Annotated in this window: 8 protein-coding genes; all 8 read left to right on the top strand. The window is 66.1% G+C overall.

The window, feature by feature from the left end; genetic code table 11:
- Nucleotides 1-2,137 (top strand): SDR family NAD(P)-dependent oxidoreductase (locus WB785_RS02570; RefSeq protein WP_424077129.1); only part of this gene is annotated, 2,137 nt, incomplete at its 5' end.
- Complete coding sequence (locus WB785_RS02565) at nt 2,134-8,658, top strand: amino acid adenylation domain-containing protein (RefSeq protein ID WP_424077128.1); 6,525 nt, start codon at nt 2,134-2,136, stop codon at nt 8,656-8,658. The genes WB785_RS02570 and WB785_RS02565, both read left to right, overlap by 4 nt.
- Nucleotides 8,655-13,091 (top strand): amino acid adenylation domain-containing protein, encoded by a 4,437-nt coding sequence (locus WB785_RS02560; RefSeq protein WP_424077127.1) that lies wholly within the window; start codon nt 8,655-8,657, stop codon nt 13,089-13,091. Before WB785_RS02565 ends, WB785_RS02560 begins: the two co-directional genes overlap by 4 nt.
- A complete protein-coding gene (gene mbtG, locus WB785_RS02555; protein ID WP_424077126.1) occupies nt 13,088-14,377 on the top strand; it encodes an NADPH-dependent L-lysine N(6)-monooxygenase MbtG in 1,290 nt (429 codons plus the stop codon). Before WB785_RS02560 ends, mbtG begins: the two co-directional genes overlap by 4 nt.
- On the top strand, nt 14,355-14,567 hold the full coding sequence (locus tag WB785_RS02550) for an MbtH family protein (RefSeq protein ID WP_424077125.1): 213 nt from the start codon (nt 14,355-14,357) through the stop codon (nt 14,565-14,567). Before mbtG ends, WB785_RS02550 begins: the two co-directional genes overlap by 23 nt.
- Nucleotides 14,567-17,143 (top strand): ABC transporter ATP-binding protein/permease, encoded by a 2,577-nt coding sequence (locus tag WB785_RS02545; RefSeq protein ID WP_424077124.1) that lies wholly within the window; start codon nt 14,567-14,569, stop codon nt 17,141-17,143. The genes WB785_RS02550 and WB785_RS02545 overlap by 1 nt, the downstream gene beginning before the upstream one ends.
- The gene (locus WB785_RS02540) at nt 17,140-18,879 is read left to right on the top strand and encodes an ABC transporter ATP-binding protein (RefSeq protein ID WP_424077123.1); all 1,740 of its coding nucleotides are present in this window, start codon (nt 17,140-17,142) and stop codon (nt 18,877-18,879) included. The genes WB785_RS02545 and WB785_RS02540 overlap by 4 nt, the downstream gene beginning before the upstream one ends.
- Before the next feature lie 102 nt (nt 18,880-18,981).
- On the top strand, nt 18,982-19,366 hold a 385-nt coding region (locus tag WB785_RS02535), incomplete at its 3' end, for a hypothetical protein (RefSeq protein ID WP_424077122.1).

Here is a 19,366-nt window from a genome sequence, read left to right as displayed (position 1 = left end):
GTCCGTCGACTACCCGGGCCACACCAGCGCGCTCCGCCCACTGCGCACCGACCTTGTCGACCTGTTACCCAGGTCAACATTCCAAGACCCCCCGGTGAAATTCATCGCGTCGAGTGTCGGCGCCCACGTTGGCGGCGACGTTGATTTCTTCGACTATTGGTATGAGAGTCTGTGTAGCACAGTGCGGTTCGACCAGGCGGTGGAAGCGGCGCAGAAGTCCGGGGCAGACACCTTCGTCGAGTTGGCCGCACACCCGTCGTTGTTGTATCCGCTCGCCGAACTGGTCGATGACGAGTCGGCAGTCATTGTTGGCTCAGGGCATCGTGACCAGCCCATCACCGAGGTGCTGTCGACGAGCATCGCCACCGTCGCGATCGCCGATCCCGCCTACCGCTGGGCTGATGCGATGCCCACGGCGATCCAACCACCGCTTACCGGGTTCCCGAATGCGCCGATGCGTGCCGTGCACCTCTGGGCCGCGGCTACACCCCCGGCGGGCACCGCACCTGACCCGCCGAGCGCGCTTACGGTTGCCGTCGAGGATTGGCAGCAAGCAGCGCTGCCGATCACCTCCATCGAGACACGGCACGGGATCGCGATCGCAGGCGATTTTGCCGGCACACTGGCGCAGCGGTTGGCCGATACCATTGCGGCACATAGTCATTGCGACCTAGTTTCGCCGCGCGAGGCGGACGTGGTCGCGGTAATCGCGCCCGCGCTTGATCAGCTCGACGTGGCGGCGGCGATCGAACAGATGGCCGGTCGGCCCGACCTGGGGCTGGCTGACTATGCCGCGGTCATCGGTCGACGATGCCGAGCCGTCTGGTTGCTGACCGCAGCCGGCGAACGGGTCCAGTCCGACGATGTGGAGGTCAGGCCCGCGCAGGCGGCGTTGGCGGCGATGCACCGCAGCATCGGCTTAGAGTTCCCCGATCAGGCTTTCGGCCACCTCGACCTGCCGTCGCGCGATGTCGATGCCCGGACTGCGGCCGCTGTCGTCGACGTGCTGCTCGGTGAGCCCGCCATAACGGCGTTGCGTGCCAACGGTCGACACCATGTTCGAAGCTTTCGCGAGTGGCGTGATTCCACAGGTAATCGACGTCTGGATACCGCCACGCTGGAGAACGTGGTCATCACCGGCGGCAACGGAGCGATCGGCCTGCACTATGCGCGGCACTGCCTCGAACACGGGGCGCGAAACGTAATCCTGTTGAGCCGCAACGGCCTCGACCCTGCCGTACTAGGCCAGCTGGCCGAACAACACAATGCCGAAGTGCACGCCCCGCCATGCGATATCACCGATCCCGTTGCGTTGTCGGCCGTGGCCGCCACATATGGCGGTAACGGCGCGTCGCTGCTGATCCATGCCGCCGGGATCGCCACGGCCCGCGGGCATGCTGACCTGACCGGCGCGGACCTGGCGGCAGTGTGTGCGGCGAAGGTCGCGGGGCTGGCGTTGCTGACCGATGTATGGCCGTTGCGCGCCAAATGCCGAATCCTGGCCTGCTCGTCCGTGTTCGGTGTGTGGGGTGGCCACGGCCACGCCGCGTACGCGGCATCCAACCGGCTGCTCGATGTGCTGGCCGCCCAGCTGCGTGCCAAGGGACTGGATTGCACGGCGATTCGATGGGGGCTGTGGCAAGACGCCGGGGTGGTCGAGGCCGGTGAGATCACCCGCACCGAGCGCTCCGGTCTGATTGTGATGGAAGCAGCGGCGGCGCTGGACGCCAGCCTGGGCTGGTACGCTGACGATCCGCTGATCTTCGCCGCTGACTTCGACCGGCTGCGGGTATTTTTCCAGAGCCAGGGAACGCCAACGCTGTTCGGCATTGTGCCCAACGGCGACACAGACACGGCCCCGGCCGGCGACGGCTTCACCGCGCAACCCCTCGCCGATGTGGTACGTGGCGAGCTGGCGACGACATTGCACTTGGGTGATTCGGGCTCGATCGACCCGGGTGCGTCGCTTATCGATCTCGGCTTGGATTCGCTGTTGGCGCTCGATCTTCGCAGGCGACTGCGCCGTGTTGTCGGGCACTCCGCGCCGGTGGCGCAAATGCTCGGCGGCATCACCGTCACTGAACTGATCGACACGTTGCATACCGCGAGCACCAGAAAGGCTGGAAGCCACGCGTGACTGACATCACGAGCACCGATACGCTGGACGAACAGCGGCTGGAGTTGTTGCGCCGCAGGATCGCTGAGCGCGGCCTGGCCCGGCCGACCACAGCGCCGGACGTAGCCGCGGATGTGGCTGGTTCGCAGCATCCGGAAATGTCTGACGGTCAGCGGCGGATGTGGTTCGTGCAGTCGGTAGACCCCGACAGCGCCCTGCTCAATATCTGCGTCTCCTATCGGCTCACTGGCAGTGTCGATGTCGGAACGTTGCGACGGGCGGTTGACACCGTCGCGGTGCGGCACCCGCTGTTGCGCACGATCTACCAGACCGATGGTGACGGCGTTCCGCATTCGGTAGTCCGCGATGATCTGCGGCCGGGCTGGGCCGAGCACGACCTGTCCGAGCTCGCCGACCAGGCCCGTCGGCTGAGGCTGGAAGTGCTTGCACAGAGGCAGTTTCAGCAGCCGTTCGATTTGACCAAGGATTCGCCGCTGCGGGTGACGGCCGTGCGGATCGACACGGACCAGCTGATGCTCCTGCTCACCGCGCACCACATCGCCTGGGACGATGGGTCATGGGCGCCGTTTTTCGCCGATCTGACTCACGCCTACGTCGATCCAGACCAGGCCGTTGCCGGGGCAGCATCGGCGGCTGTGATCGCCGACGCCGTTGGCAATTTTGATGAAGACCTGGCGTACTGGCGTTCGCTGATGACGGATCTACCTGAACCGCTTGAACTTCCAGGCCCTAACGGATCGGTGGTGCCGAGCACCTGGCGCGCGCAGCGCGCCTTAGCCCGGTTGTCGTCGGACACCGTTGACCGCGTGGCGGCGCTAGCCCGGCAGGTCGGGGCGACCCCATACATGGTGTTGATGGCCGCGTTCGGCGCTTTGGTGCATCGCTACACCCACTCAACCGATTTCCTGGTGGCGGCTCCAGTGCTGAATCGCGGCGCCGGGACCGAGAAGGCGATCGGGTACTACGGCAATACCGTGGTGATGCGGATGCAGCCGCAGCCGCGGCAGACGTTCCGTGAACTCCTGACCCAAACCCGCGATAGCGCAATAGGCGCGCTCGCCCACTCGCGTGTCGATCTGGAATGGATGGTGCGCGCCTCCAATCCCGACCGCAGGCACGGCGCCGAGCGGATGACTCGGGTTAGCTTCGGGTTACGCGAACCCGACGGCGGCGGCTTCTGCCCGCCCGGGGTGCGATGTGAGCGCGCCGAACTGCGCGGTCACCTCAGCCAGCTGCCGTTGAGTCTGATGATCGAACTGCCCAGCGCTGACGGCGGCGCACTGGTCGAAGCCGAATACCTGGTCGAGGTATTGGATCGCGGACTCGTGGATCAACTGTTGCGGCACTACGCCGTGCTGCTGGACAACGCGCTGGCCCATCCCGATAGCGCTCTGTCGGCATGCGGATTGATGAGCGAAGCCGACGCCGAGTGGCTGCGCCAGGTGTCGTCGGGCGAAGACTTCGCGACCGCGGCCACCACACTGCCTGCGCTGGTCAGCCAGCGGGCAGCATGTACGCCAGAGGCCGTCGCGGTGGTGTACGAAGCTCGTCACTACAGCTATCGCGAGATCAACGAGGAAGCAAATCGGTTCGCGCACTGGCTGATTGAGCGAGGGATCGGCACCGAGGACCGAGTCGCGGTGCTGATCGACAAGTCACCAGAACTGGTCGTCACGGCGCTGGGCATTCTGAAAGCTGGAGCGGTCTACCTGCCGGTCGATCCGACTTATCCCGAGGACAGGTTGGCGTTCATTTTGCAAGACGCGGCAGCCACATTGGTGCTGCGCGAGCCGGTTGCCGGTTTGGCGGATTACCCGATCACGGCGCCGGAATTGATCAGGCCGTTACGGCCGGAGAACACCGCTTACCTAATTTACACCTCAGGTTCCACCGGGCTGCCCAAGGGTGTTCCGGTTCCCCACGCACCGATCGCCGAGTACTTCATCTGGTTCGGTGACGAATACCGGGTCGACGAAACCGACCGGCTGCTGCAGGTTGCGTCGCCGAGCTTCGACGTGTCGATCGGAGAGATCTTCGGGACGTTGATTTGCGGTGCACGGCTGGTCATTCCGCGGGCCGATGGCTTGCGTGACATCGGATACCTGACCGAGCTGTTGCGCCGCGAAGGCATCACGTCAATGCATTTCGTCCCGTCACTGCTCGGGCTGTTCTTGTCGTTGCCGGGCGTCAACCAGTGGCGCACGCTGCGCCGAGTGCCCATCGGTGGCGAGCCGCTGCCGGGTGAGATCGCCGACAAGTTCCACGCCATCTTCGATGCGCTGCTGTACAACTTCTACGGTCCAACCGAAACCGTGGTCAACGCCACCAGCTACCCTGTGGAAGGTTCCCAGGGCACCCGAGTAGTGCCGATCGGTCGGCCCAAGATCAACACCCAGGTGCATCTGCTCGACGACGCGCTGCAACCGGTTCCGCCGGGCGTAATCGGCGAAATCTATATCGGTGGAACGCATGTCGCCCGCGGCTATCACCGCAGGGCGGCCCTGACCGCCGAACGCTTCATCGCCGACCCGTTCAACCCGGGCGCCCGGTTATACCGATCCGGTGACTTGGCGCGCCGCAACGCCGATGGAGATATCGAGTTCGTCGGCCGCGCCGACGAGCAGGTGAAAATCCGCGGCTTCCGCATCGAGTTGGGCGAGGTCGGCGCCGCCATCTCGGTGGACCCCAGCGTCGGGCAGGCCGTTGTGGTGGCCGCCGACTTGCCGCATCTGGGCAAGAGCCTGGTCGGCTATTTGACTCCGGCCGACGGCGCCGATCGTGAGACGGTCGACGTCGAGCGGATCCGCGCCAGGCTGGCAGCGGCCCTGCCGGATTACATGACGCCGGCAGCCTACGTGGTGCTCGACGAAATTCCGATTACCACGCACGGCAAGATCGACCGCGGGGCGCTACCCGAGCCGCAGATCGCGACTGCCATCGAATACCGCGACCCCGCGACCGTGACCGAACGGCGAATTGCCGCGCTGTTTTCCGAGCTGCTCGGCCACCAACGGGTTGGCGTCGACGATTCGTTCTTCGACCTTGGCGGGCACTCGCTGGTTGCCACGAGGCTCGTCACCGCAATCCGATCGGAATGTGGTGTCGAACTTGGCATCCGGGACATCTTCGAGTTGTCGACGGTTGGCCGGCTTGCCGAGCGGGTCGATCAGCTGCGCAGTGGCCAGGCGGTGCGATCGCGGCCCAAGCTGATCGCGACCGCCCACGACGAACCCCAGCCGCTGTCGGCCTCCCAACTGCGCACCTGGTTTGCGTATCGGGTGGAGGGACCCAGCCCCGTCAACAATATTCCGTTTGCGGCAAGGCTCACCGGACCCTGGGACGTCGAGGCAATGATCGCGGCCGTCGGCGACATCGTCGCCCGGCATGAAATCCTGCGCACCTCTTACCTGGAAATCGACGGCGTTCCTTATCAAGTGGTCACCCCGGTCGGCGAGATCCCGGTCCGCCGTGCCACCGGCGACGGCGACGGCTGGCTGCAAGCGCAACTGGATATCGAGCGTCGGCATTGCTTCGAGTTGGACGGCGAACTGCCATTTCGGGTTGCGCTGCTCGGCACCGCGAATGCCGACCAAGGTCAGGTGTTGTCGTTGGTCGTGCACCACATCGCCGCGGACCATTGGTCGGCTGGCGTGCTGTTCACCGATTTGCTGACCGCCTATCGCGCGCGTCTGGCCGGCGAGGTGCCGGCATGGGCGCCGCTTCGAGTGCAGTACGCCGACTACGCAGCCTGGCAGGGTGCCGTGCTGAGGGAGGCTTCGGACGCGCAGCGGGAGTACTGGATTCGGCAGCTCGACGGGCTGCCTGAGGACACCGGGTTGCGGCCGGACTTTCCCCGGCCCGCGTTGCCCAGCGGTGACGGCGAAGCCGTCGAATTCCGTGTCGAATCCGAAACCCGCGCCAAGCTCGCCGAGCGATGCCGCGAATTGGGCATCACCGAATTCATGCTGCTGCAGGCCGCCGTCGCCGTTGTGCTGCATAAGGCCGGCGGGGGAGTGGACGTCCCGCTGGGCACACCGGTCGCCGGCCGCACCGAAGCCGAATTGGACCATCTGGTTGGGTTTTTCGTCAACATCGTGGTGCTGCGCAACGACTTGCACGGCAACCCGACGCTGCGCGAGGTGTGCAACCGGGCCCGGGAAGCAGCACTGGCCGCCTACACGCACCAAGACCTACCGTTCGATCGAGTCGTCGACAGCGTCAACCCGGTGCGGTCGCTGGCGCGCAACCCGCTGTTTCAGGTTGTCGTGCACGTGCGCGATCAACTGCCCGCCACCCGGGTGATCGCCACCGCTCCGGGCGACGTGGAGACCGTCTGCACGACTTTGGATCCGCCGTTCGACATGGCGCATGCCGATCTGAGCATCAACTTTTTCGGCACCGACGGTTCGGCAGACACCGGCTATCACGGACAAATTATTTTCCGCACCGAGCTGTACCGCAGGTCGACAATCGAGCGGTTCGCCGGGTGGCTGACCCAGGTTGTCAACGAACTCGCCGACAACCTCGATCAGACTCTGCGTGACGTCGGGTTGATCGATGCCGACGAGCAACATCGGATCCTGGACTGGAGCCGCGGCGATGCGCCGCCGCCCGATCGGCCACGCACGATCCCGCAGTTGCTGGAACCCAGTCGGCAATGGGGAGGCGATCGCATCGCGGTGCGCTGCGGCGGCGAGGAAATCGATTATCCCTCGCTGCACCGTCGTTCGGATAACCTGGCGGCGCTGCTCACCGATCGCGGGGTGGGTCCAGGCTCGCTGGTCGGGCTGTCAACGCGACGCAGCATTGACCTGGTGGTGGCGCTGGTGGCCATCATGAAAGCCGGTGCCGCTTACTTCCCGATCGATCCCGGTTACCCTTCGGCGCGTAAGCAATTCATGCTCGACGACGTCGAGCCGCCAGTGGTAGTGGTAACGGCAGAGGCACTCGACACAATGCCGCAAGTGGCCGGAATTGAGGTTCTTTCGCTGGACGACCCAGAAATACGTGCCGCCGTGGAGAACTCCTCCGACGGACGCACGTTGCCGGCACCGCACCCCGATGACCCGATGTTCCTGGTCTTCACTTCCGGGTCTACCGGGAAGCCGAAAGGTACTGTAGGAACCCATCGGTCGATGACGGCTCGGCTGGATTGGCAGCTGAGGCGGTACCCGCCGAAGGCCCGCGACATTCGGTTGGCACAGGCCTCGATTACCTTCCTCGAGGGCGGTATGGAGCTGCTTGCCGGCCTGGCGGCCGGTGCCACCATGATCCTCGCCGACGACGCTGAGCACCGTAACCCCGAACCTTTGCCGGCGCTGATGCAACGGCATTCGGTCGCACAGCTGACCGCGGTGCCCAGCTTGGTCTCAGCGCTGGTGGATAGCGGCCCCGAGTCGCTGCACGGGCTGTCGCGGTTGGTGTGCGGCGGAGAACCGGTAAGCACATCGCTATTACAACGGCTGGTGACGGTGTGCGGGGAAGGCCCCGAGCTGCTGAACAATATCGGTTCAACCGAAACGTCCGGCGCCGTATCTCGGGGATCGCTGAGCTTGCCGATCCCGTTGGTTGGCAAGCCCTTACCGGGAGCGGACGCGTATCTGCTCGACGACAGCCTGCGGCCGGTACCGGTCGGCGTGGTCGGCGAACTCTACTATGCCGGCGACCAGTTGGTCCGCGGCTACTGGAAGCGGCCCGCGCTGACCGCGTCGCGATTTGTCGCTAACCCGTATGCCGCCGAGCCGGGTGCGCGGTTGTACCGCAGTGGCGACCTCGCCCGGTGGACCGAAGACGGCCAGCTGGAATTCGTCGGACGCGCCGACCATCAAGTCAAGGTGCGCGGTTTCCGGGTCGAACTGGCCGAAGTCGAGGCCGCCCTGGCGGCGGCCGATGGCGTCGCGGCCGCGGCGGCCCGCACCTGGGAGCTCGAAGGCAGCAGCACGCTGGCCGGATATGTTGTGCCACAACAGCCGATCACCGACGAGGCGCAGAAAGCGGCATTCGCGGGCTCGGTGCGCGCCGCGGTCAGCGCGACGCTGCCCGGCTACATGGTTCCGTCGTCGCTCACCCTCCTCGACACGCTGCCCAAAACCGACTCGGGCAAACTGAACCGGCCCGGCCTGCCGTGCCCGGCGGTCAGCACCAGCGGGCAGACCGAACCACCGCGCACCGACACCGAACGCGCGCTGGCCACCGTATTCGCCGAGCTTCTGTCGACCGCCGAAGTCGGGCGCGACGACGACTTCTTCACCCTCGGCGGCGATAGCATCCTGTCGGTGCAGCTGGCTGCCCGGGCACGGGCGGCCGGCCTTGCGATCAACCCGCGCATGGTGTTTGAGAACCCCACCGTGCGGCAGCTGGCCGCCGCATTGGATGCGCTCGACGAGGATGCCGCAATGATCGAGCACGCCCGCGAACCAGCCGACATCACCTTCGAGCCGATGAGCACCTCCGGGCTATCGGAGACCGACTTGGCTGCCGTAACACGGCTCTGGTCAACATCGCGCGACGGTGCACCATGACGATCGCCAGCACCGCAACCGGTTCCGGTCGCGATATCGCGTCCGACATCGAGGACGTCATGGCGCTGAGCCCACTGCAAGAGGGCTTGTACTCGCTGACGGTGCTTTCGGGGCTCGCCGATTCCGCCGAAGCTGAACCCGCCGATGATCCATACGTAATCGGGATGGCCGCCGACATCTCCGGCACGCTGGACGCCGACCTGCTGCGCGACTGCGCGGCGAAGATGTTGACCCGGCACCCGAACTTGCGGGCCAGCTTTTTCAGCCGGGGGATTGCGCGGCCAGTCCAGATCGTGCCGTCACGGGTCGACCTGCCGTGGCGACACATCACCGCCGCACCCGACGATGTCGAGGCGCTGGAGACCGCGGAACGTCAACGGCCGTTCGATTTCGAACGCACGCCGGCGATCCGCTTCCTGCTTCTGGAATTGCCGAGCGCGCAATGGCGCTTTGTGATCACCGCCCACCACATTGTGATTGACGGGTGGTCGCTGCCGGTGTTCGTCAACGAAATGATGATCCTCTATCAGGCTGGCGGGAACCTCGCAGCCTTACCCGCAGCGCCGCGGCCGTACCGGGATTACATCGGATGGCTGGCCAACCGCGATCATGTTGCCAGTCAACAGATCTGGCGCCAACACCTAGCCGACCTACCCGGCCCGACGTTGCTGACCGCTGCGCTAGGCGATGGCGCGCTCACCACCGGGCTGCCGCAGCGCACCGAATTCCGAACAGACCCTCAGGCCACCGCGCAACTGGTCGACGGCTCCCGCACGCGGGGTATCACCGTCAACACGCTGCTGCAGATGGCCTGGGCGCTGGTGGTGTCGCGGCTGACGGACCGCGACGACGTCGTGTTCGGGGTAACCGTATCGGGCAGGCCGGCCGAATTGGCCGGTGTGGAAACCATGATCGGGCTGTTCATCAACACCATGCCGCTGCGGGTGCGGCTCACCCCGGGTGTCGCGGTCGGTGAGCAATGCCGAGCCGTACAGCGCGATGCGGCGATGCTGCGCGAGCACGGCTACCTCGGCCATGCGCAGCTGCGAACGCTGGGCGGCATCGGCGAGATGTTCGACACCTTGCTGGTTTACGAAAATTTTCCGCTGGGTGGAATGGCCGCTGACGCCGAACTCAACAGTGCCGGTGTCACTTTCCGGCCCGCCGCGCTGGAAAGCCTGACGCATTTCCCGGTCGTGCTTGCGTTCCACATGGCCGGCAGTGAACTCATTGCGCAGATCGAACTGATCGACGGCGCGCTGGGTGCGACGACCGCCGCGACCCTGAGCCGCCGTGTGCTGACCACCGCTGCGCGCCTACTGCAGATGTGGGAGCGGCCGCTGCATGACGTCAGCGTGCTGCTCGACGACGAAGCGACGCCGCTGCACGCCGTGGACGCGGCGACGCCACCTGCACCGCAGAGCATTCAGGGGCGGTTCGCCGCGATCGCGGAGAAGATGCCGGACAACCTCGCGGTCAGCTGGGCCGGTGGCAGGCTGAGCTACCGCGAGCTCGACATGTCGGCCAACCGACTGGTGGCCGCGCTGGCCGCCCGAGGCGCCGCATGCGAAACCCCCGTCGCGATCAAGCTTCCGCGCGGTCCGCAATACATCATCGCGATGCTGGCGGTGCTCAAGGCCGGCGCCATTTGTGTGCCGCTGGAGCCGGGGATGCCCCCGGAACGAGTGAATTCGATTCTGCGCCAAAGCGGCGCGACGATTATCATCGACGGCTGGTTGGTGGAGGCCAGCGAAGGTGAACACCCTGACCTCCGTTCGGTCGACGTGCCACCCGAGCAGGCTGCCTACGTCGTCTTCACCTCCGGTACGACGGGAGAACCCAAGGGCGTCATCGGAACTCACGCCGCGGTGAATGCCTACGCCGACGACCATCTGGATCACGTGCTGCGATCCGCGGCCGCGAAGCTAGCCCGCCCGCTGCGCGTCGCGCACGCGTGGTCGTTCGCATTCGATGCCGCCTGGCAGCCACTGGTCGCGCTGCTCGACGGTCATGCCGTGCACGTCGTCGACGAGCACACCCAGACCGACGCCGAGGCGCTGGTGCAGGTGATCGCCGAGCACCGCATCGACATGATCGACACCACCCCGTCAATGTTCGCCCAAATGAAGGCATTTGGTCTGCTGACTGAAGTGCCACTGGCGGTGCTGGCGATGGGCGGTGAAGCGGTTGGCCGGGCGGCGTGGACATTCATCCGCAACCAGTGCGCCGACAGTGGGCTGACGGCGTACAACTGCTACGGGCCCACCGAGACCACCGTCGAGGCGATGGTGGCCGGCATCGCCGAGCACGACGAACCGTCGATCGGGCGGCCGACGCGGCACACCCGCGGCTACGTGCTGGACTCGGGGTTGCGGCCGGTGCCCCACGGCGCAACCGGCGAGTTGTACCTGGCTGGCGCCCAGTTGACCCGCGGCTACCTGGGTCGAGCGGCGGAGACCAGCCAGCGCTTCGTCGCCAATCCGTTCGCTGCCGGCGAGCGAATGTATCGCACCGGCGACCTGGTGCGCCGCCACCCCGACGGGTCACTGCAATACCTGGGACGCGCTGACTCCCAACTGAAAATCCGCGGCTACCGCGTCGAACCCGGCGAAATCGCCGCCGCACTCGAATCGCATCCCGATGTTGGGCAGGCGGGTGTCGTGGTACAGCAGCGGCTGGAAGTTCCGCGGCTCACCGCCTATGTCACGACGACAGACACGACGGGTAGGTCGGCCTCGACGGACGAACTGCGTGACATGCTCAGATCCCGGCTGCCGCGCTACATGGTTCCGCAGCGGATCGTTTTTCTCGACGAATTTCCGCTTACCTCTAACGGCAAGCTGGATGAAACCGTGTTGGCGGCGGCCGATAGAGCTGATCCGGCAGTGACCGGCGAAACCGAGGCCGCGACCGCCACCGAAGCTGTTCTGGCGGAACTCGTCACAGATGTCCTACAACTGCCCCGCGTCGACGTCTCCGCTGATTTTCTGCAACTTGGCCTGGACAGCATCACGGCGTTGTCGGTGGTGCATGCAGCGCGGGCACGGGGGATAGCACTGCGCGCCCGGCTTATCCTGCAGCACCCCTCGATCCGCGAACTCGCCGCGGCGATCGACTCCGAAACCGTCGACATCACCGAGAATGCAGACGACGGCGCCGGCCCAATGCCGTTGCTGCCCAACGCGCGCTGGCTCTACGAATACGGCGAGCCGCGCCGTCTGGCGCAAACGGAAGCCATCCGGTTGCCTGAAACCCTCACCCGCGCGCACTTGCACGCCGCGCTGGCCAGCGTCGTCGACGGTCATGAAGTGCTGAACACTCGGCTGGATCGCGCCACGATGACACTGCAGCCGGTTGCCGGGAGCGAATACCTGACCGAGGTTGAGGTGGCTCACGACCTGCAAGCGGCGGTCACCGAGCACGCCGCGGCGGCAGTCGACCGCCTCGATCCCGAGCGCGGCGTGCTGCTGGCGGCGGTGTGGCTGCGGCCCGCCGCAGGCGAGAGCGTATTGCTGCTCACCGCACACGTTTTGGCGATGGACCCTGCGTCGTGGCGGGTGGTGCTCGGCGAACTGGCCACGGCCCTGCAAGCACTGGGGACCGGACACGCGCCCGCCCCGGTACGTGAGCACACCAGCTACCGACGCTGGGCAGCGGCGCTGCAGGAACGCGCCAATCAACTTGATACCGCGCCGTTCTGGCGTGCCCAACTGGCCGGTGACGACCCAGACCTGGGCGCGCGGCGGCTAGGCCACCGCGACGACCGGGCCGGGGATCTGCTTGTCCGCACGACGATCGCGGACGCCGACGTCACCGCTCGACTGCTGGCATGCGGCGTGCCGTTGCCCGACCTGCTCGTGGCCGCGGCGTCGGCGATGGTAACGCGGTGGCGAGAAGCACGTGGCCAACCGACCCCGGCGCCGCTGCTGGCGCTGGAAACCCACGGCCGCGCCGACGCTCTGGTGCAGCACACGATCGACCGCGCTGTCGACACCGGCGACACCGTGGGCCTGCTGAGTTCCATCTACCCGCTGCGAGTGGACTCGGCTGACCCGCGACGTGTCGGAGGACTGCGAGCGGCGATCCCGGGCGACGGGCTCGACTACGGACTGCTGCGCTATCTGCGCGCCGACACCGCCGAGCAACTCGGCGCATTCCCCGGTCCGCAGCTGCTGGTGAACTATCTCGGCGCCGCCCACTCGTCCGGTACCGGTCTGCGGCTGGACCGCAGCCTGCTCGCCGGAATGTCGGCGGTGCCGGAGCCCGACCTCGCGGTGCGCCATGAGCTGACGATCATGGTCGTCGTTGTCCGCGACGGTGGTCGGCAATTGCTCGGGTCGCAATGGAGGGCGCTCCCCGACATTCTTGATGACTCGGATATCGCTGAGTTGCAGGCGCTTTGGACCGAAGCGCTCGAGGAGATGGTGACATGACCACGCTTGCGGTGCTAGGCGCCGGGGTCAAGGCGGTGGCAGTCGCCGCCAAGGCCCGTGTGCTGGGTCAGATGGGGATCGACGCACCGGAGGTGGTTGCCGTCGAGCGGATCGGGGTCGGCGCCAACTGGCAGGCCAGCGGCGGCTGGACCGACGGGGCGCAGCGACTGGGGACGAGCCCGGAAAAGGACATCGGCTTCCCGTATCGCTCGTCGTTGGCGCCACGCCGCAACGCTGAACTCGACGAGCGGATGACCCGCTACAGCTGGCAGTCGTATCTGATTGCCACCGGCCAGTTTGCCCACTGGATCGACCGCGGTCGACCAGCGCCTGCCCATAGGCGGTGGAGCCAGTATCTGCGCTGGGTCGCCGAGCAGATCGACATGACAGTCATTTACGGCGACGTCGAACGGCTTGCTGTGGACGGCGAGCGGTGGGCTCTGCACACGAACGAAAGCACCGTGCACGCGGACGGTTTGATGATCACTGGGCCCGGCCAGGCCGAACGGTCGTTGCTGCCCGGCAACCCAAGGGTGCTGTCGATCGCGCAGTTCTGGCATCGCGCCGGCCAACACGAGCGGATCACCGCCGAGCGGGTAGCGGTTATCGGGGGCGGCGAGACCGCTGCGGCGATGCTCAATGAACTTTTTCGGCATAGCGTTTCGACCGTCACCGTGATCTCGCCGCAAGTGACCCTGTTTACCCGCGGCGAGAGCTTTTTTGAGAACGCGCTGTTCTCCGACCCCACCGACTGGACGGCGCTGACGCTGGACGAACGCCGGGACGCGATCGCCCGTACCGACCGCGGAGTGTTCTCGTCGAGTGTCCAGGACGCCTTGCTGGCCGACGACCGCATTCGCCATCTGCGCGGACGGGTAGCCCACGCGGTCGGCCGTGACGAGCAGATCCGGTTGACGCTGTCCACCAACCGGGGCAGCGAAAACCTGGAAACCGTACATGGTTTCGATCTGGTCATCGACGGATCGGGTGCCGACCCGCTGTGGTTCACCACGCTGTTCAGCCAGGACGCACTTGACCTGCTTGAGCTTGGGTTGGGTGGTCCGCTGACCGGGGATAGCCTGCAGGAGGCCATCGGACACGACTTAGCCGTCGTCGACGTCGCCCCAAAATTGTTCTTGCCCAACCTCGCCGGGCTCAACCAAGGCCCCGGATTCCCCAACCTCAGCTGCCTGGGCCTGCTGTCCGACCGCGTACTGGGCGCCGAACTCCGGCCCCGAACCGACCCCTCGACTAGGAGAGATAATGAGCAGCAATCCCTTCGATGACGAATCCGGCACCTTCCTGGTGTTGGTCAACGATGAAGACCAACACAGTCTGTGGCCGGCGTTCGCCGACGTCCCGGTCGGCTGGCGCAAGGTCTTCGGCGAAGCCGGCCGTGCGGAGTGCCTGGCATATGTCGAGGAGCACTGGACCGACATCCGGCCGAAAACCCTTCGCGAGGCGATGAACGGCTGATGGCGCGCGGATTTCAGGGTGCGATGCTGCGCGGCTTCGGCGCGCGCGACCACACCGCGACAGTGCTCGAAACCGTCGAATTGGCGCCGCATTTCTTGCGGATCCGGATGCAGTCACCGACGTTGTTCGACGACGCGCAGGCCGAACCCGCGGCGTGGCTGCGGTTCTGGTTTCCCGACCCGGACGGGTCGCATAGCGAGTTCCAGCGCGCCTACACGATCTCCGAGTCCGACGTGTCCACCGGCCGCTTCGCGGTAGACATCGTGCTGCACGACCCGGCCGGCCCCGCGTCGTCGTGGGCGCGCACCGTACACCCCGGCGCGACGATCGCGGTTATGTCGTTGATGGGGTCGTCGCGTTTCGACATCCCCGACGAGCAGCCCGCCGGTTATCTGTTGATTGGTGACTCCGCGTCGATCCCGGGGATGAACGGGATCATCGGGGTCGTCCCCGTCGACGTCCCGATCGAGATGTATCTCGAACAACACGACGACAACGACACGCTGATCCCACTCGCGCAGCATCCGCGGCTTAAGGTGCATTGGATTGCCCGCCGCGACGAGAAATCACTGGCGGCGGCGATCGACCAGCGGGACTGGTCGAACTGGTACGCGTGGGCGACACCGGAGGCCACGACGCTCAAGCACGTCCGGACACGGCTGCGCGACGAATTCGGTTTTCCCAAATCCGAGATACACGCTCAGGCCTACTGGAGCGCCGGTCGTGCGATGGGTACTCGCCGCGATGACAAGCCCGAAGAAGTGCGATCGGAAGATGCTGTGGCACAACAGGAACCGACCGCACCGGTGTCTCGTGGCAGCTGGCGTGCGCAGGCCGCCGGCCGGTTGCTAGCGCCGCTGCGTTCGGCGCTGATCGTCTCCGGTGTGCTGCAGGCGATGATAACGCTGTTGCAGCTCGCGCCGTTCGTGCTTCTCGTCGGGTTGGCGCGAATGTTGGCCGGTGGCGCCGAGGCGTCCAGGGTGCGGGAGATCGGGATCGCCGCCGTCGCGCTGCTGGGGGTCGGCACCGTGCTCGGCGCTGCCCTCACGTTGTGGCTGCACGCTATCGACGCGCGGTTTGCCCGCCAGTTGCGCTCGCGGCTATTGAGCAAGCTATCGCGGCTGCCGCTGGGCTGGTTCACCGCTCGCGGGTCGGGGTCGATCAAGCAACTGGTGCAAGACGACACGCTGTCCCTGCACTATCTGGTCACCCACGCCATCCCCGACGCGGTCGCCGCAGCGGTTGCCCCAGTGGCGGTACTGGTCTACCTGTTTGTCGTCGACTGGCGGGTGGCGCTGGTGTTGTTCGTGCCGGTGCTGATTTATCTGATCTTGACGTCGTCCATCACGATTCAGTCCGGGCCGCGCATCCCGCAATCGCAGCGCTGGGCCGAGACGATGAGTGGCGAGGCCGGTGCCTACCTCGACGGCCAGCCGGTGATCCGCGTCTTCGGCGGTGCCGCCGCGTCGAGCTTCCGACGCCGCCTCGACGAGTACATCCGGTTTCTGGTCGACTGGCAGCGTCCGCTGGCCGGCAAGAAGACCCTGATGGATCTGGCCACCCGTCCGTCGACTTTCCTGTGGCTGATCGCCGCCACCGGGACCCTGCTGGTCGTCACGAGCCGGATGAATCCGGTCGACTTGTTGCCGTTTTTATTGTTGGGCACCACATTCGGCGCGCGGCTGCTCAATATCGCCTACGGGCTCGGCGGCATCCGTGCCGGGATGTTGGCGGCCCGACGCCTGCAGATCGCGCTGGATGAGCCGGAACTCTCCGTGCGTGAACAGCCATCGGAGGCTGGCGACGGCGACGCGTCTGCCACCGTGGTGTTCGACCACGTCAGCTTCGGCTACCGGGTGGGCGTGCCGGTGATCAACGACGTCTCGCTGACGCTGCGGCCAGGTACGGTCACCGCGCTCGTCGGCCCGTCTGGATCTGGAAAGTCGACGCTAGCGGCGCTGGTGGCGCGATTTCACGACGTTCAGCATGGTGCGATACGCGTTGGTGGACAAGATATCCGGACGATGACGCCCGACGAGCTCTACACCCGAGTCGGTTTCGTGCTGCAGGAAACTCAGCTCGTGCACGGCACCGTCACCGAGAACATCGCGCTGGCCGTCCCGAATGCCACCGCCGCGCAGGTCGAGGCCGCCGCCCGCGACGCGCAGATCCATGAGCGCATCATGCGATTGCCACACGGCTACGACACCGTGCTGGGTGCGGACACTGGACTTTCGGGAGGGGAACGCCAACGGCTGACCATCGCCCGTGCCATCCTCGCTGATGCGCAAGTGCTCATCCTTGACGAGGCCACGGCGTTCGCCGACCCGGAATCGGAATACCTTGTGCAGCAGGCACTCAACCGGCTCATGCGGGACCGCACCGTGTTGGTGATCGCTCATCGGCTGTACACCGTAACCGGAGCTGACCAGATCGTTGTGCTCGACCATGGCCGGATCGCCGAGCGTGGTACCCACGACGAATTGCTCGCTGTAGGTGGGCGATACCGGCGGCTCTGGGATAGCGGTCATCGAGGCCAGATGGCTGCCAGCACGGCGCAGGAGGCGATCCGATGATCCGTACCTGGCTAGGTCTGGTCCCGAGCGATCGCCGCGGCAAGGTGGTCGCTTACACCGTGCTCGCGTTGGTCTCCGTGATAGTGCGGGCGATCGCCACCGTGCTGCTGGTCCCATTGGTCGCAGCCCTGTTCAGCGACACCCCGCAACGGGCGCTGGTGTGGCTGGGCTGGCTGACCGCAGCGACGGCGACTGGATGGGTGATCGACACCGCAACTGCGCGAATCGGTTTCGATCTTGGTTTTGCCGTGCTCGACCACACCCAGCACGACGTGGCGGACCGGCTTCCTGATGTGCGACTGGATTGGTTTGGCGCCGACAACACCGCGGCGGCGCGGCAGGCGATTGCCGCGACGGGGCCAGAACTCGTCGGTCTGGTAGTCAACCTGCTGACACCGCTTGTCACCGCAGTCCTGCTACCGGCAGCGATCGCGGTGGCGCTGTTGCCGGTTTCTTGGCAGCTTGGTGTCGCCGCGATGGGTGGTGTGCCACTGCTGTTGGGAGCGTTGTGGGCATCGGTACGCCTGGCGCGCCGCGCGGATGCCGCGGCCGGCGAAGCCAACACCGCGCTCACCGAACGCATTATCGAGTTCGCCCGCACCCAGCAGGCGTTGCGGGCCGCGCGGCGCGTCGAGCCGGCCCGAAGTCTGGTCGGCGACGCACTGGCCGCACAGCATGGCGCGACGATGCGGTTACTGGGCATGCGGATTCCGGGCCAGCTGCTGTTCAGCATTGCCAGCCAGCTGGCGCTCATCCTGCTTGCCGGTGCGACCACCGTGCTGACGGCGACGGACGCGCTGCCCGTGCCTGCGGCGATCGCTCTGATTGTCGTAATCGCCCGCTATCTAGAGCCTTTCACCACGATCAGCGAGCTGGCGCCGGCCCTGGAGAGCACGCGTGCCACGCTCGACCGCATTCGAGCCGTACTGACCGCACCGGTCATGGATGCCGGAACCCAATCGCTGAGCGGCCACGGCAGCGCACCACGTATCGAGTTCGAAGATGTCGCGTTCAGCTACGACGGCGCAGGTGCGGCGGTGCTTGATGGCGTGAGTTTTTCGTTGCAACCGGGCACTACGACGGCGATCGTCGGACCGTCCGGTTCGGGCAAGAGCACCGTGTTGGCGCTGATCGCCGGCTTGCATCAGCCCACCCGCGGCCGTGTCCTGATCGACGGCGTGGACGCCGCAACCCTCGATGCCGAAACTCGGCGCGCTGCAAGCAGTGTGGTGTTCCAACATCCCTACCTGTTTCACGGGACGATCCGCGAGAATGTGCTCGCGGGAGACCCCGGCGCCGACACCAATCAATTCATCCGTGCTGTTGCGCTGGCACGGGTCGACGAGCTCACCGATAGGCTGCCCGACGGTGCCGAGACGATCGTCGGCGAAGCCGGATCCGCGCTGTCGGGCGGTGAACGTCAACGGGTCAGCATCGCGCGGGCCCTGCTCAAACCCGCACCGATCCTGCTGGTTGACGAGGCAACCAGCGCGCTGGATACCGAGAACGAGGCGGCCGTTGTTGACGCGCTCACCGCCGATCCGCAATCGCGTACCCGGGTGATCGTCGCCCATCGGCTGGCGAGCATCCGTCATGCCGACCGGGTTCTTTTTCTCGACGATGGCCGAATTGTCGAGGACGGCAGCGTAGACCAGCTGATCGCCGCCGGGGGACGTTTCGACGAATTCTGGCGTCAGCAGCAAGGTGCCACCGAATGGCGGATTCTTACCGGGTAGAGCGCCACTTGCCGGCGCGACACACCACGTCGGTACCGCCGCGGGCGATACTGCGGCCAGCACAATGACATCGATGTTTAGGTCCAAACCGAAGGGACAGTAATGACCGTGAAAACTTTCGTCACCGGGGTGGCAGCCGTCGCCGCGATTGGAGCCGCAGCTGCCGGCGCGACGTCGCTCGCCGCTGGCCACCCGGCCGCATTGCAGGTGCAGCCGGTCGCGGTCGGTGTGCCGTTTGCCCAAGACCCGCCGCCACCCCCGCCGCCGGGGGGGCAGGAACTGCCGACGGCGGGCGACATATCCAGCCTGTGCACCAACCTCACCAATCCTGGCGTGAACTACCACAGCAAGACGGGTCTGGTTGCAGGCGGCATCAGTGACAACGACGGCCGCGTTGCCGACCACGACCTGAGAGACGCGTTCCGGGCTGGGAAGTTTCCGCAGTCCTACGATGTGACGAACATCCAGCCGGCCGGCCCAAATGCGG

Source organism: Mycobacterium sp. (assembly GCF_049585075.1).
GTDB lineage: Bacteria > Actinomycetota > Actinomycetes > Mycobacteriales > Mycobacteriaceae > Mycobacterium.
The sequence above is the reverse complement of the archived record's forward strand: the minus strand, read 5'-3'. Positions and strand labels throughout refer to the sequence as shown.

Bases quoted from the DNA above. Each gene is read 5' to 3' on its own strand.
- WB785_RS02560 (WP_424077127.1), top strand. From the start codon at position 8,655: ATGACGATCGCCAGCACCGCAACCGGTTCCGGTCGCGATATCGCGTCC.
- mbtG (WP_424077126.1), top strand. From the start codon at position 13,088: ATGACCACGCTTGCGGTGCTAGGCGCCGGGGTCAAGGCGGTGGCAGTC.
- WB785_RS02550 (WP_424077125.1), top strand. From the start codon at position 14,355: ATGAGCAGCAATCCCTTCGATGACGAATCCGGCACCTTCCTGGTGTTG.
- WB785_RS02545 (WP_424077124.1), top strand. From the start codon at position 14,567: ATGGCGCGCGGATTTCAGGGTGCGATGCTGCGCGGCTTCGGCGCGCGC.
- WB785_RS02540 (WP_424077123.1), top strand. From the start codon at position 17,140: ATGATCCGTACCTGGCTAGGTCTGGTCCCGAGCGATCGCCGCGGCAAG.